We start from the raw sequence: 14,313 nt of genomic DNA, 5'->3' as shown, positions 1-14,313 counted from the left end.
GCGTCCTGGAGGATTCGAACCTCCGACCGCCTGGTTCGTAGCCAGGTACTCTATCCAGCTGAGCTAAGGACGCGCAATAATGTTTCAAAGCATACACTTCGAATAAGTTGTGAAATATATCACATTTCGTTTCTAATGAAACAAAAAAAAGCCCAAAGGGCCTGTAATGAATGGCGGTGAGGGAGGGATTCGAACCCTCGATGCAGCTACAAACCACATACTCCCTTAGCAGGGGAGCGCCTTCGGCCACTCGGCCACCTCACCAAATTCATTATTCTCTGTCATTACTTCATCACGAAGAAAATAAAGAGAATGGCGCGTCCTGGAGGATTCGAACCTCCGACCGCCTGGTTCGTAGCCAGGTACTCTATCCAGCTGAGCTAAGGACGCGCATTATACTTCTTTGTTTGCTTGCTAATTCAAACGAGCAAGAAATGGCGGTGAGGGAGGGATTCGAACCCTCGATGCAGCTACAAACCACATACTCCCTTAGCAGGGGAGCGCCTTCGGCCTCTCGGCCACCTCACCGTCTTGCGGAGGCACATATTACGATTTACCAAAAATATGTCAAACACTTTATTAGAAAAAATTGGGGAAAATCGCTTAACCGATGCGTATTTAATCAAAGCGATTGCAAATTAAACTTTCCAACTGAAATACACCGATATTCTCGGGTCTTTTTTTATCAAATGAAGCGTTCTATTTCGTTGATTAGAATCACTTTGCTCTTGAACAAGTAAGCCAGAGTTCTCTTTCGTATTTATTTTGTATAGATCAAAAAAGGCTAGCGCAAATGCTAGCCTTCTCTTTAACACGCAAAACGTATTAGTAGTTGCCTGATGCAACGTTACCGTTACCTTTTTCAGCTTGAATGCGCATGTAGATCTCTTCACGGTGAACAGATACTTCTTTTGGTGCATTTACACCGATACGTACTTGGTTACCTTTCACACCTAGTACAGTAACTGTCACTTCATCACCAATCATCAGTGTTTCGCCAACACGGCGAGTCAAAATTAGCATTCTTTGCTCCTTGAGTAATCTCTAAAATTATCTAGCTACGAGAGCATTATCCAACAAAAGTTATATTTTCGTAAACTATCTATTTAGTTTATTTAACCAAAATGCACTTCTTTTCGTCGATAACTACAAGCTTCGTACGCTGTTATGTATGCATCATGAAGTATGTTTGCGGCTTCATCAACCTGTATCGGTGAGACCACCAACATTAAGGACTGCTGTTCAACCAATAAATGAAGTACATCTACCTGCTTTTCAGACAACAGTTCATGTGAACTTTCAGCAATTCCTTTTACATCGTTGCCCACTACTGTGAGTAAACTAACATTCTCACTATTACGGATTTTCTCACCAAAAACCAGCTTTAACTTTAGGCTTGCGTCGCGTTTAACAAGTACAGCTGCTCGATCTGTTTCCTTGATCACACAACCCACATCAACACCAAGCATTCGGCATTGGGAGATAAGAGCCTCAATCGAATCAGGCAAAGTCTCGACCCAGACCATTTCTCTTTGAAGAGCCACACCGGTAATGTCCATTACCGGCTCATCTCCAGCCACTAGTGTACCTTGACCACATTCAAAACTGGACAGGACTCTTAACGGTACATTGTTAGCCCAAGCATATTGAACGCATGGAAGGTGAAGCACTTTGGCTCCCTTGCGCGCCATACTTTCCATGGATGGAAAATCAATTCTATCGAGTTTTTTAGCGGCAGGTACGACGCGTGGGTCACAAGTATAAATACCATCAACGTCAGTATAAATCTGACACTCTTGAGCGTGAAAAGCCCCCGCTATAGTCACAGCACTCGTATCTGAGCCACCGCGCCCTAGCGTAGTAATATCACCCTTTTCATTGACACCCTGAAAGCCAGCAATAATGACGATGTAGTCATCATCAAGAAGCTTCTGCACTGGTTGAACATTAATGTCTTTTATCGTGGCATCATTATGTAACGAGTCTGTGTTGATTCCAGCCTGTTGACCAGTTAGAGAAATCGCTTTGCTCCCTAACTTATTTATCGCCATGGAAAGCAAGGCCATCGAGACTTGCTCACCAGCTGTCAGCAATACATCTAGCTCTCTAGCATTTGGAACCGCATCAATTTCAGTCGCTAACCCCATTAAACGGTTAGTTTCTCCCGACATCGCAGACACAACCACAATCACCTGATTGCCTGCGCGCTTTGCTTTAATGATGTTAGCGGCCACTTTCTGAATACGTTCAATAGAACCTACCGACGTCCCACCAAACTTTTGCACGATAAGAGGTTTGTTCACCAGTCTTCACCTTCCTAAGACATATGTCTATATATGACAAAACAATAAGAAACTCACAGCATAAAGTCGTAAGCCACAAAAAAATTAACCAAGTGATTCGTATTAGATACAAACCACTTGGTTAATTTAAATTAAGTATTCACACAATAAATTATGCCCAATCAAAAAACATTGATTGGGCATTGTGAATTTAACTATTCAGATTACAGACGTTCTTCTAGCCATGCTCGAGTCGACAGTAATGCCTCTGGTAGCGCAGCTACATCAGTACCGCCCGCTTGAGCCATATCTGGACGACCGCCGCCTTTGCCACCGACTTGCTCAGCAACCATCTTAACTAGGTCACCCGCTTTTACTTTGCCGATGAGATCTTTCGTCACACCAGCAATCAAGCCAATCTTACCTTCGTTAACGTTAGCGATCAGGATGATGCCGCTACCCACTTGGTTTTTAGCGTTATCAACCATAGTACGTAGGTTCTTGTTGTCTGCACCTTCAATTGCAGCAACCAGTACCTTAGTACCTGAGATCTTTTCTACTTTACCCATGATGTTTGCGCTTTCTGCTGCAGCCATCTTTTCTTTAAGCAGTTGGATTTCTTTCTCTAGAGATTTCGCTTTCTTAGCTGACTCTGCCAGTTTTTCTTCGTAAGCGTTATTCTGGGCTTCTACTGCATCTAGTGCAGCTTCACCCGTTACCGCTTCAATACGACGAATACCCGCTGCGATACCACCTTCAGAAGTGATCTTGAATAGGCCAATGTCACCAGTGTTGCTTGCGTGGATACCGCCACAAAGCTCAGTAGAGAAATCGCCCATAGACAGAACGCGAACTTCATCATCGTACTTCTCGCCAAACAGTGCCATCGCACCTTTTTCTTTCGCTGACTCGATGTCCATGATGTTAGTTTCAATTACATGGTTCTTACGAACTTGCGCGTTAACCAAACGCTCTACTTCTTTAAGTTGTTCAAGTGTTACCGCTTCAAGGTTAGAGAAGTCAAAACGTAGGTTGTCTGGCTTAACCAAAGAACCTTTCTGAGCAACGTGCTCACCTAGAACTTCACGCAGTGCAGAGTGAAGCAAGTGAGTTGCAGAGTGGTTTAGTGAGATAGCAGCACGACGCTCAGCGTCAACCGTTGCTTCTACTTTATCGCCCTTAGCAAATACACCTTCAACTAGCTCACCGTGGTGCGCAAATGCGTTACCTAGCTTTTGAGTGTCTTCAACTTTGAAAAGACCAGATGCAGTTTTTAGCGTACCTGTGTCGCCACATTGACCACCTGATTCAGCGTAGAATGGCGTCTCTTCAAGGATAATGATTGCTTTATCGCCAGCCGATAGTGAAGAGACTTCTTCACCATCAACAAATAGCGCAGAGATTTCACCAGCACCTTCAGTAGCTGTGTAACCACAGAACTCGGTGTTAGTGTCTACTTTGATCGTCGCGTTGTAATCAGTGCCGAATTGACCAGCTTCACGAGCACGCTTACGCTGTGCTTCCATCGCCTTCTCGAAGCCTTCTTCATCAATAGTGAAGTCACGCTCACGAGCTACATCGTTGGTTAAGTCAGCTGGGAAGCCGTAGGTATCGTAAAGTTTGAATACGGTTTCACCGTCTAGCTCTTTGCCTTCAAGTGCGTCTAGTGCTTCGTTCAGGATAACCATGCCGCGCTCGAGTGTGCGACCGAAGTTCTCTTCTTCGATACGAAGTACTTTTTCAACAAGCTCTTGTTGCTTCTTCAGCTCGTCTGCTGCAGAACCCATCACTTCAGCCAATACACCCACAAGTTTGTGGAAGAACACGCCTTGTGCGCCAAGCTTGTTACCGTGACGAACTGCACGACGAATAATACGACGTAGAACGTAGCCACGACCTTCGTTTGAAGGCATAACGCCGTCAGCGATTAGGAATGAACAAGAACGGATATGGTCAGCAATAACGCGTAGCGATTGGTTATATAGGTCGTCATGACCCACAACTTCCGCTGTCGCTTTGATTAGCTTTTGGAATACATCGATTTCGTAGTTAGAGTGAACGCCCTGCATGATTGCAGAAATACGCTCAATACCCATACCTGTATCTACAGCAGGCTTAGGTAGCGGTTCCATTGTGCCGTCAGCGTGACGGTTGAACTGCATGAATACGTTGTTCCAGATCTCGATGAAGCGGTCACCATCTTCTTCAGGTGTACCAGGACGGCCGCCCCAGATGTGCTCACCGTGATCGTAGAAGATTTCAGTACATGGACCACAAGGACCTGTGTCACCCATTGTCCAGAAGTTATCAGACTCGAACTGTTTACCGCCTTCTTTGTCGCCGATGCGAACGATACGGTCAGCAGGTACACCTACTTTCTTGTTCCAGATATCGAAAGCTTCGTCATCTGTCTCGTATACCGTTACCAGTAGACGGTCTTTTGGCAGTTGTAGAGTTTCTGTTAGGAATTCCCAAGCAAAAGCAATCGCATCTTCTTTAAAGTAATCACCAAAGCTGAAGTTACCAAGCATTTCAAAGAATGTGTGGTGACGAGCCGTGAAACCTACGTTTTCAAGGTCGTTGTGCTTACCGCCTGCACGTACGCAACGCTGAGCCGTAGTTGCTCGAGTGTAGGCACGTTTTTCGGCGCCTAAGAAGCAATCTTTGAATTGGTTCATACCTGCATTAGTAAATAGCAGGGTTGGATCGTTATGTGGAACTAACGATGAACTGTCTACGATTTGGTGTTCTTTGCTCTCAAAGAACTTAAGGAACGCGTTGCGAACCTCATCAGTGCTCATGTACATGCAGCTCTTCCTGAAAATAGTCGAGTTAGAATTTTGCCGTATTGTAGATCATGGTTAAGGCTTCGACTAGTTTTCTTGTAGAAAAGGCACGCTAGGAATGAATTTTGAGATGAAATGAGGCTTATTTAGAATTATCGACTGGAGAAGTGGCTGGATTACCTCGTAATGAAGCGACCTGCGGGATAGCAAACGGTCTAAGCTCTTTCTAGAATATTTCTAGGATCTGTTTTCGATAAGAGCACCTGACTAATCGACTAAAAAGCAAAAAGCCCCGCTAACGCAGGGCTTCTAATACTATAAGTTTAAGCTTATAGCTCTTGGTTTTCAGCCGTTTCTTCAGCTTCATTTTCTTCAAGGACCGCTGGAGTTAACAGTAACTCACGCAGCTTAGTATCTAGCTCAAGTGCAACTTCAGGGTTCTCGCGTAAGTACTTACAAGAGTTTGACTTACCTTGACCAATCTTATCGCCTTTGTAGCTGTACCAAGCACCCGCTTTATCAACCAGTTTGTTTTTAACACCTAGGTCAATCAACTCACCTTCACGGTTAAAGCCTTGGCCATATAGAATTTGAGTCTCAGCTTGTTTAAATGGTGCAGCAATCTTGTTCTTAACAACCTTAATACGCGTTTCGTTACCAACGATCTCGTCACCTTCTTTGATAGAGCCAGTACGGCGAATATCAAGACGAACAGAAGCGTAGAACTTAAGTGCATTACCACCCGTTGTCGTTTCTGGGTTACCAAACATTACACCAATCTTCATACGAATTTGGTTAATGAAGATACACATACAGTTAGACTGCTTAAGGTTACCAGTAAGCTTACGCATTGCTTGAGAAAGCATACGAGCTTGCAGACCCATGTGGCTGTCACCCATTTCACCTTCGATTTCTGCTTTTGGTGTTAGTGCTGCCACAGAATCGACAACTAGGACATCAATCGCGCCTGAACGCGCTAGAGCATCACAAATTTCTAACGCTTGCTCACCAGTGTCTGGCTGAGAAACAAGAAGCGCATCAATATCAACACCAAGCTTTTGAGCGTAGATAGGGTCTAGTGCGTGCTCAGCATCAACGAAAGCACAGGTTTTACCTACTTTCTGTGCAGCAGCAATCAGTTCAAGTGTTAGCGTTGTTTTACCTGAAGATTCTGGACCGTAGATTTCTACGATACGCCCCATTGGTAAGCCACCAGCACCCAAAGCGATATCGAGAGATAGTGAACCTGTAGAAATAGTTTCTACGTCCATTGTGCGGTTATCACCAAGACGCATGATAGAACCTTTACCAAATTGCTTTTCAATCTGACCAAGTGCTGCGGCTAACGCTTTTTGTTTATTCTCGTCCATTACTATCTCCACGTGACACGCTTGTCTTAACAAGCCATCTAGAATCTATTTTCAAACCCAAAAGGGTGACTAATTGGTGGTTATTATACTGTTGATTCATACAGTGTCCATACCTGTATGAAAAATATTTGCGCAATTTGCTCTCTATTCCAACAAACTCTTGTTAGAGCAAAGCTCTAGCGTATTTCCTAAGAGAGGTAATCATAAATAACTTGTAGAGCATGTAAGGTGGCTTGATAGCGCACTTGTGATCTGTCTCCATTAAAGTGGCACGTTTCGACTCTTTTCCAGCCTTGCTTATCCGCCCATGCGAAACACACTGTACCGACAGGCTTAGCCTCAGTGCCACCACCAGGGCCGGCCACCCCACTCACCGATACCCCTATGCTGGCATTGGAGTTCATAAGCGCGCCAGAGATCATTTCATCAACAACAGCCTCACTTACCGCACCATGCTCTTCGAGAGTACCTAGCTGTACACCAACCATCTCTTGTTTTGCTTCATTGCTATACGTAATAAACGCACGATCAAACCATGCTGAGCTGCCTGCAATATCGGTAATAGCAGCAGCAATCCCTCCTCCAGTACAAGACTCAGCGGTCGTCATGACATGCTTATGCTGTAGAAGTCGCTTCCCCAGTTTTTGGCTTAGGCTATTACTTGTTTCCATAATCAAAGATCCTATTAGATGTGTATCTTTTGTCATGAGCGTCTTTTCGCTTCATTAGCTTTCACGTATCCTAAGCCGCAATAGAAATAAACGAAAGAAGTTAACTGTGAAAGCCGACCAAAAACATACTCCAATGATGCAGCAGTATCATAAGTTAAAAGCAGAAAACCCTGAGATCTTGCTGTTCTACCGCATGGGTGATTTCTATGAGCTTTTTTATGATGACGCAAAAAAAGCATCACAACTATTGGATATCTCTCTAACAAAGAGAGGCTCGTCGGCAGGTGAACCAATACCTATGGCTGGTGTCCCTTTTCACGCAGTAGAAGGCTACTTGGCGAAACTCGTTCAATTGGGCGAATCTGTCGCGATTTGTGAACAGATCGGTAACCCTGCAACTTCAAAAGGGCCAGTTGAACGTAAGGTCGTTCGAATTGTTACACCAGGCACAGTGACAGATGAAGCTCTACTTTCGGAACGCATAGATAACCTGATTGCTTCTATTTATTACCACAATGGTAAATTTGGCTACGCCACGCTCGACATTACTTCAGGGCGATTCCAACTCTGTGAGCCGGAAACAGAAGAAGCGATGGCTGCTGAACTTCAAAGAACGTCTCCAAGAGAGCTTCTTTTCCCTGAGGATTTTGAACCTGTCAATCTAATGGCAAACCGCAATGGCAATCGCCGTCGACCAGTTTGGGAGTTTGAGCTAGACACCGCTAAACAGCAGCTCAATCAACAATTTGGTACACGCGATCTCGTTGGGTTTGGAGTTGAGCAAGCTAAGTTAGGCTTATGCGCCGCTGGCTGTTTAATCCAATACGTAAAAGATACCCAACGTACGGCTCTTCCTCACATTCGCTCTTTGACTTACGATCGCCAAGATCATTCTGTGATTCTTGACGCAGCGACACGTAGAAACTTAGAAATTACGCAAAACCTTTCTGGCGGTATCGATAATACTCTGTCCGAAGTACTCGATCACACGGCGACCGCTATGGGCAGCCGTATGCTGAAGCGTTGGCTACACCAACCAATGCGTTGCATCGATACTTTAAATCAAAGACTGGATGCTACCGCTGAAATGAAAGACTCCGGTCTTTATGTAGATCTACAGCCTACGCTTAAACAAATAGGTGACATCGAACGAATCTTAGCACGTCTTGCGCTTCGTTCTGCACGCCCGCGAGACATGGCTAGGCTTCGCCAAGCGATGCAGCAACTGCCGGAGCTCGCAGACTCTCTCGCTCAAATTCAGCACCCTTACCTCATCCAGCTTGCACAATATTCAGCTCCGCTAAATGAGGTGTCAGAACTTCTAGAACACGCCATCAAAGAAAACCCACCAGTTGTTATCCGTGATGGAGGAGTAATTGCCGAAGGCTATAATGCAGAACTTGATGAGTGGCGTGATTTGGCCGCCGGTGCAACTGAATTCTTAGATAAATTAGAACAAGAAGAACGCGAAACCCACGGTATCGATACGCTAAAAGTAGGCTATAACAACGTCCATGGTTTCTTCATCCAAGTAAGCCGTGGCCAAAGTCATTTGGTTCCCCCTCACTATGTTCGCCGCCAAACTTTAAAAAACGCTGAACGCTACATCATCCCAGAGCTGAAAGAGCATGAAGACAAAGTTCTGAATTCAAAATCTAAAGCGCTCGCGATCGAAAAACAGCTCTGGGAAGAACTTTTTGATCTGCTTCTCCCTCATCTAGAACGCTTGCAGAATATTGCTTCGGCAGTGTCTCAACTCGATGTCATTCAAAATATGGCCGAACGAGCAGAAACTCTCGACTATTGCCGACCTCAGCTCAAGCAAGAACCAGGTATTCACATTCAAGCGGGGCGCCACCCGGTCGTCGAACAAGTAATGGACGACCCATTTATTGCCAACCCTATTGAGCTAAACCCCGAGCGCAAAATGCTGATCATCACAGGCCCAAACATGGGTGGTAAATCTACCTATATGCGTCAAACTGCGCTCATCGCATTAATGGCACACATTGGCTGCTATGTGCCAGCGGAATCTGCCACCATAGGCTCGATAGATCGCATTTTCACTCGTATTGGCGCGTCTGATGATTTGGCATCTGGTCGCTCGACGTTCATGGTTGAAATGACAGAGACAGCAAATATCCTCCACAATGCGACGAAGAAAAGTTTGGTCTTGATGGATGAAATTGGCCGCGGTACTAGCACATATGATGGGCTGTCTTTAGCGTGGGCAAGTGCTGAGTGGTTAGCAAATCAAATCAGTGCAATGACACTGTTCGCAACTCACTACTTTGAATTAACAGAGCTGCCAAACCAGTTACCACACCTTGCCAATGTTCATTTAGATGCCGTGGAACACGGTGATAGCATAGCCTTCATGCACGCGGTTCAAGAAGGTGCTGCTAGCAAATCTTACGGTTTAGCTGTAGCAGGTTTAGCGGGTGTGCCGAAGTCAGTGATTAAGAATGCAAGAGCAAAACTTACTCAGCTAGAAGCTCTTGGAACGGATTCAAATACGAGTAAGCCTTCGAATGTCGACATTGCTAATCAGCTGAGTCTCATTCCAGAACCAAGTGAAGTTGAACAAGCTTTGGCGAATATTGATCCTGATGATCTCACCCCTCGACAGGCTCTAGAAGAACTATACCGGCTCAGAAAGTTAATATAGACCGACACGCATTAAAAAAGCGCGAACTAAACATTCGCGCTTTTTCTATTCCAATCTTAGATTAGTCGTTTTCAACGTTGAATAAGTTTTCCATACTCAAACCTTGCTTAATCAAGATCTCTCTTAGTCTACGTAATCCCTCTACTTGAATTTGACGAACACGTTCTCTCGTTAAGCTAATCTCTCGTCCGACTTCTTCTAATGTCGACGGCTCATAACCTAAAAGCCCAAAACGTCGTGCTAAAACTTCTTTCTGTTTTGGATTTAGTTCATCCAACCAATGGATCAAAGAGTCTTTAATATCGTTATCTTGCGTGGACACTTCTGGGTCTGAATTATTAATATCAGGAATGATATCTAATAGTGCTTTCTCGCCGTCGCCGCCGATAGGTGTATCGACAGAACTAACACGCTCATTCAAACGGAGCATTTTACTTACGTCATCAACTGGCTTATCGAGTTTAGTCGCGATCTCTTCAGCTGTCGGCTCATGATCTAGTTTTTGCGACAATTCTCGAGCGGTACGAAGATAAATATTAAGCTCTTTGACCACGTGAATAGGCAAACGAATGGTTCGAGTTTGATTCATCAAAGCACGTTCGATCGTTTGACGGATCCACCATGTAGCATAAGTAGAAAAACGGAAACCTCTTTCAGGATCAAACTTCTCTACTGCACGGATCAAACCTAAGTTACCCTCTTCAATAAGATCCAGTAGAGCTAAACCACGATTACTGTAGCGACGAGATATTTTCACAACGAGACGAAGATTGCTTTCGATCATGCGTTTACGAGCTGCTTCATCTCCGCGAAGTGCTCGGCGAGCATAAAGAACTTCTTCTTCTGCCGTGAGTAGTGGTGAGAAACCGATTTCCCCAAGATAAAGTTGAGTCGCATCTAAACTTTTTGCGCTGACTTCTACCTCTTCTTTGACTTCAGTTTTTTTACTTGTAGGTTGTTTTTTTTGTTCAAGCTCTTCAACTTCCACTGTTGTTTGGTCAAGAACAAATTCTTCTTTAACTGCTGTATTGCTGATACTCATAACGCCTCCCCCTGGCGAGCTTAGCAAAACATTACTACTTACAATGTTGCTAAATCCCTATGACACAGAACACGAAGCATCATTGCGATGCTCTGTTGGTTTAAGGTAGATACCGTTTTGGATTAACGGATTTACCTTGATACCGAATTTCAAAGTGTAAGCGCACGCTGTTTGTGCCAGAACTACCCATAGTCGCGATTTTTTGACCTGGTTTAACACTTTGTCCTTCGGAGACTAACAACCTGTCGTTATGCGCGTATGCACTTAGATAATTATCATTATGCTTTACAATCACTAGATTGCCGTAGCCTCGTAATGCATTACCCGAATAAACAACAGTACCCCCTGCAGTTGAAACTATGGATTGACCACGCTGTCCTGCTATATCAATCCCTTTATTTCCTTGCTCTCCTACAGAGAAATTCTTTATCACCCTTCCTTTCGTCGGCCATAACCACTTTGATACTTTTTGGTTGGTTGAAGCGGCCGTTTTGTTAACATTTGGTTTACCTTTAGACTCAACATACTCCTTTCGTTTAGATTGTTCAACCTTCTTAACTGGATCTTTTTTAACCGATTTTGAAGCTTGAGTTGTGGGCTCCTTATTAGAGTTTTTACTCGATGCGGAGCTCGATTTTGGTGTGCTGGTTGAGGCTGTTCCTGTCGAAACTATGGCGACTGGGGCTGCAACTACCGCTGTTGATTTTCCATAGCTAGGCGCAACATAGGCTGGAGCCCAAAGGTTTAACTTTTGTCCTGGATGGATAGTGTAAGGTTTGCTCAAATTATTGAAACTAATGAGATCATTTACATTTTTATCTGTGATATAGGCAATAAAATAAAGAGTATCGCCTTTTTTCACTTCATAGTAACTGCCTCGGTAGCTGCCTCTCTGAACCGAAGAGTAATCTTTATTTAGCCCAGACACTGGCGCAGGAGATTGGGCTGCACACCCAATCAGCATGAAGCATATTCCAAAAGTAAGTAGCTTTAAGAACCCTGACGCCATTATTTATTTTCCAATCCCTATTACGCTAGCTCACCGGCAACTAAAGGGACAAAACGTACCATTTCTACTAACGTAGATAGATACTCGTCCCCTTGGCGTACGATTTTTAATAACTGCTGTTCTTCCTCTCCAACGGGAATAAGCATTCGCCCCCCCTCACTTAGCTGTTCCAATAGTGCTTGAGGGATAGAATCAGCTGCAGCAGTAACGATGATTGCATCAAACGGGCCCTTTGAAGCCCACCCTTGCCAACCATCGGCATGTTTTGTTGAGATGTTATAAAAATCGAGTTGCTTTAAACGGCGTTTCGCATCCCACTGAAGAGATTTAATCCTCTCTACCGAATAGACGTGATCCACTAGTTGAGCCAACACTGCGGTTTGATAGCCAGAGCCCGTACCAATCTCTAAGACTCGGCTATCTTGTTGCAATTCCAAGAGCTCGGTCATTTTCGCCACAATATATGGTTGAGAGATTGTCTGTCCCTGACCTATCGGCAGTGCATTATTATCATAAGCCTGATGCAGCATGGCTTGTGATAAAAAGGTTTCTCTTGGCAAACGAAAAATAGCATCCAGCACTTTTTGATCACGAATACCGCTCTCAATAAGAAACTCTATCAGTCGTTCAGCTTGAGGGTTGCTCATTATTTCTTTCCTAACCAATCGTTCATTGCTCGCAGTGATTCATGAGCCGTTAAATCCACCTGAAGTGGTGTAATAGAAACAAAGCCATTATCCACTGCAAAAAAATCTGTCCCCTCGCCCGCATCTTGCTCTTTACCTGGGGGACCAAGCCAATAGATATCGTGTCCTCGAGGGTCTTTCTGTTTGATCATATCTTCAGCATGATGACGGGCCCCTAATCGGGTAACTTGAGTACCAGTTAAATCACTATGTGGTACATCTGGAATGTTCACATTTATGAGTCGATTGGTTGGTATAGGATTCAAAAGGTGTTGTTCAACGAGCGCTCGTGCAATTACAGCAGCCGTATCAAAATGTTGCTTACCCACCAACGAAAATGCGATGGACTGAACGCCCAAAAAATGCCCTTCCATCGCCGCCGCCACGGTTCCAGAGTACAACACATCGTCTCCAAGGTTTGCACCATGGTTGATGCCACTTAGTACCAAGTCTGGCATGTCATCTTTTAGTAACTCATTCAATGCAAAGTGAACGCAATCTGTTGGTGTACCTTGAACTGAATATGTATTTTTAGCGATTTCTTGCACTCTCAGAGGTTGTTCGAGTGTCAAAGAGTTTGAAGCGCCTGAACGGTTTCTATCTGGCGCAACAATAATCACTTCAGCGAGATCACGTAGAGCGTCAGCCAACGCATGAATACCATGAGCATGAACACCATCATCATTACTGAGGAGTATCTTCATCTTGTTTCCTTTCTCAATATTCTAGCTCTTGCTATCCATTAGCTGTATTGACGTTCGACTTCGATTTCTTGTACTAATTCACGAACAATGGCGGTCGCAAAGCTGCCAGCATCCAACGAAAAAGATAAAATCACGTTATCCTGCTCGACTTTCCACGCCAAATCTTGTGGCTTCAAAGCCGCCGCTCTGCGATCATGACGCATACGATTACCACGTATAAGTGCCATAAGGTCAGGTTCAGCATCAACATGCTTTTGCTCTATTTCAAGGGCTTTTCCTGACGTCGGCAATGCATTATCACCGGCAAGGGCAACCGAGACTGAAGATGTGCCAGCGGAAATGCTTTCGTTCATTAGCTCGAGGTTAGCATCCGTCACGAGTTCTTGAGCACCGTTACGTAAGACGATATCCCCCTCGATGGCTTGCGAGAATATGCCTTGTTCAATACGCTCCGACAAAATTAGATTAAAAATCCAAGAACGCGCGGCAGATAAATACAAACTGCGTTTATTTTGATTTCGCGTGCGAACATTATCTCTTCCCCAGCGACGAGCTTCAGATAAGTTATTACCTTCATTGCCAAATCGTTGAGAGCCGAAGTAATTTGGAGCTCCTACTTTCGATACGGTTTCTAAGCGTGAAATTACACTTTCAGTATCTGACACTTCCGACAAGGTAATCTCAAAACGGTTGCCGACCAAATCACCAGGACGAAGCTTCTTGTTATGTCGATCTGTCGCTAAAATTTCGATGCTTGGGTACTGTGCAAGAAAGTCACTAAAGTCCGGTGTTTCACCTTTCGGTAAATGAACGCTTAGCCACTGCTCAGTCACAGCGTGTCTATCTTTTAAACCAGCCCGACTCACATCTTTTGATTTAACACCACATGCTTTTGCTAGCTCATTCGCCACAAAACTGGTGTTCTCACCAGTTTTACGAATTCGTACCATTAAATGCTCACCAGAGCCTGTAAATTCGAACCCTAAATCTTCGATAACAACGAAATGAGCGGCTTCTGCCTTAAGTTTTGCTGTCGCTGTAGGCTGACCATTCAGGTACGCCAAAGGTGATAAAATATCTGACATTATATTCTTT

The 14,313-nt window shown here is 44.4% G+C and carries 11 protein-coding genes and 4 tRNA genes; 1 reads left to right on the top strand and 14 read right to left on the bottom strand.

Translation table 11 applies throughout. The features are described 5' to 3' along the window. The 9 genes from ACHUFI_RS06970 to pncC all read right to left on the bottom strand — a co-directional run bounded on the left by ACHUFI_RS06970 (position 1) and on the right by pncC (position 7,109). A tRNA-Arg gene (locus ACHUFI_RS06970) sits at positions 1 to 73 on the bottom strand. Positions 74 to 171: 98 nt separating this feature from the next. After that, positions 172 to 264, bottom strand: a tRNA-Ser gene (locus ACHUFI_RS06965). Between the two features lie 49 nt (positions 265 to 313). Continuing rightward, a tRNA-Arg gene (locus ACHUFI_RS06960) sits at positions 314 to 390 on the bottom strand. Between the two features lie 45 nt (positions 391 to 435). Further along, positions 436 to 528 (bottom strand) — tRNA-Ser (locus ACHUFI_RS06955). Between the two features lie 297 nt (positions 529 to 825). Beyond that, the gene (csrA, locus tag ACHUFI_RS06950; protein WP_004415691.1) at positions 826 to 1,023 is read right to left on the bottom strand and encodes a carbon storage regulator CsrA; all 198 of its coding nucleotides are present in this window, start codon (positions 1,021 to 1,023) and stop codon (positions 826 to 828) included. A 92-nt stretch (positions 1,024 to 1,115) separates the two neighbouring features. Beyond that, positions 1,116 to 2,303: an aspartate kinase gene (locus ACHUFI_RS06945; protein WP_394247620.1), complete on the bottom strand. Its 1,188-nt coding sequence runs from the start codon at positions 2,301 to 2,303 to the stop codon at positions 1,116 to 1,118. A gap of 203 nt (positions 2,304 to 2,506) precedes the next feature. Continuing rightward, complete coding sequence (gene alaS, locus ACHUFI_RS06940; RefSeq protein WP_394247619.1) at positions 2,507 to 5,089, bottom strand: alanine--tRNA ligase; 2,583 nt, start codon at positions 5,087 to 5,089, stop codon at positions 2,507 to 2,509. A 308-nt stretch (positions 5,090 to 5,397) separates the two neighbouring features. Then, a complete protein-coding gene (recA, locus tag ACHUFI_RS06935; RefSeq protein WP_394247618.1) occupies positions 5,398 to 6,438 on the bottom strand; it encodes a recombinase RecA in 1,041 nt (346 codons plus the stop codon). A 188-nt stretch (positions 6,439 to 6,626) separates the two neighbouring features. Further along, entirely contained in the window at positions 6,627 to 7,109 is a 483-nt protein-coding gene (gene pncC, locus ACHUFI_RS06930; protein WP_394247617.1) for a nicotinamide-nucleotide amidase, read from the bottom strand. A 106-nt stretch (positions 7,110 to 7,215) separates the two neighbouring features. On the opposite strand from pncC, the gene mutS reads away from it, so the two are divergent. Beyond that, positions 7,216 to 9,777: a DNA mismatch repair protein MutS gene (mutS, locus tag ACHUFI_RS06925; protein WP_394247616.1), complete on the top strand. Its 2,562-nt coding sequence runs from the start codon at positions 7,216 to 7,218 to the stop codon at positions 9,775 to 9,777. A 61-nt stretch (positions 9,778 to 9,838) separates the two neighbouring features. On the opposite strand, the gene rpoS is transcribed toward mutS, so the two are convergent. The 5 genes from rpoS to truD form a co-directional block, all read right to left on the bottom strand. Next, complete coding sequence (rpoS, locus tag ACHUFI_RS06920; protein WP_394247615.1) at positions 9,839 to 10,819, bottom strand: RNA polymerase sigma factor RpoS; 981 nt, start codon at positions 10,817 to 10,819, stop codon at positions 9,839 to 9,841. A 100-nt stretch (positions 10,820 to 10,919) separates the two neighbouring features. Continuing rightward, positions 10,920 to 11,828, bottom strand: coding sequence for a murein hydrolase activator NlpD (gene nlpD / locus ACHUFI_RS06915; RefSeq protein ID WP_394247614.1), 909 nt, complete (start codon positions 11,826 to 11,828; stop codon positions 10,920 to 10,922). A 20-nt stretch (positions 11,829 to 11,848) separates the two neighbouring features. Further along, a complete protein-coding gene (locus ACHUFI_RS06910) occupies positions 11,849 to 12,475 on the bottom strand; it encodes a protein-L-isoaspartate(D-aspartate) O-methyltransferase (RefSeq protein WP_394247613.1) in 627 nt (208 codons plus the stop codon). Continuing rightward, on the bottom strand, positions 12,475 to 13,218 hold the full coding sequence (gene surE / locus ACHUFI_RS06905) for a 5'/3'-nucleotidase SurE (RefSeq protein ID WP_394247612.1): 744 nt from the start codon (positions 13,216 to 13,218) through the stop codon (positions 12,475 to 12,477). The genes ACHUFI_RS06910 and surE overlap by 1 nt, the downstream gene beginning before the upstream one ends. A 38-nt stretch (positions 13,219 to 13,256) precedes the next feature. Further along, complete coding sequence (truD, locus tag ACHUFI_RS06900; RefSeq protein ID WP_394247611.1) at positions 13,257 to 14,303, bottom strand: tRNA pseudouridine(13) synthase TruD; 1,047 nt, start codon at positions 14,301 to 14,303, stop codon at positions 13,257 to 13,259. Between the last annotated feature and the right edge of the window lie 10 nt (positions 14,304 to 14,313).

This window comes from Vibrio profundi (assembly GCF_043642225.1).
Taxonomy (GTDB): domain Bacteria; phylum Pseudomonadota; class Gammaproteobacteria; order Enterobacterales; family Vibrionaceae; genus Vibrio; species Vibrio profundi_A.
The sequence above is the reverse complement of the archived record's forward strand: the minus strand, read 5'-3'. Positions and strand labels throughout refer to the sequence as shown.

Coding starts and splice junctions, on each gene's coding strand:
- surE (WP_394247612.1), bottom strand. CDS start 13,218: ATGAAGATACTCCTCAGTAATGATGATGGTGTTCATGCTCATGGTATT.
- recA (WP_394247618.1), bottom strand. CDS start 6,438: ATGGACGAGAATAAACAAAAAGCGTTAGCCGCAGCACTTGGTCAGATT.
- nlpD (WP_394247614.1), bottom strand. CDS start 11,828: ATGGCGTCAGGGTTCTTAAAGCTACTTACTTTTGGAATATGCTTCATG.
- ACHUFI_RS06910 (WP_394247613.1), bottom strand. CDS start 12,475: ATGAGCAACCCTCAAGCTGAACGACTGATAGAGTTTCTTATTGAGAGC.
- alaS (WP_394247619.1), bottom strand. CDS start 5,089: ATGTACATGAGCACTGATGAGGTTCGCAACGCGTTCCTTAAGTTCTTT.
- truD (WP_394247611.1), bottom strand. CDS start 14,303: ATGTCAGATATTTTATCACCTTTGGCGTACCTGAATGGTCAGCCTACA.
- rpoS (WP_394247615.1), bottom strand. CDS start 10,819: ATGAGTATCAGCAATACAGCAGTTAAAGAAGAATTTGTTCTTGACCAA.
- csrA (WP_004415691.1), bottom strand. CDS start 1,023: ATGCTAATTTTGACTCGCCGTGTTGGCGAAACACTGATGATTGGTGAT.
- pncC (WP_394247617.1), bottom strand. CDS start 7,109: ATGGAAACAAGTAATAGCCTAAGCCAAAAACTGGGGAAGCGACTTCTA.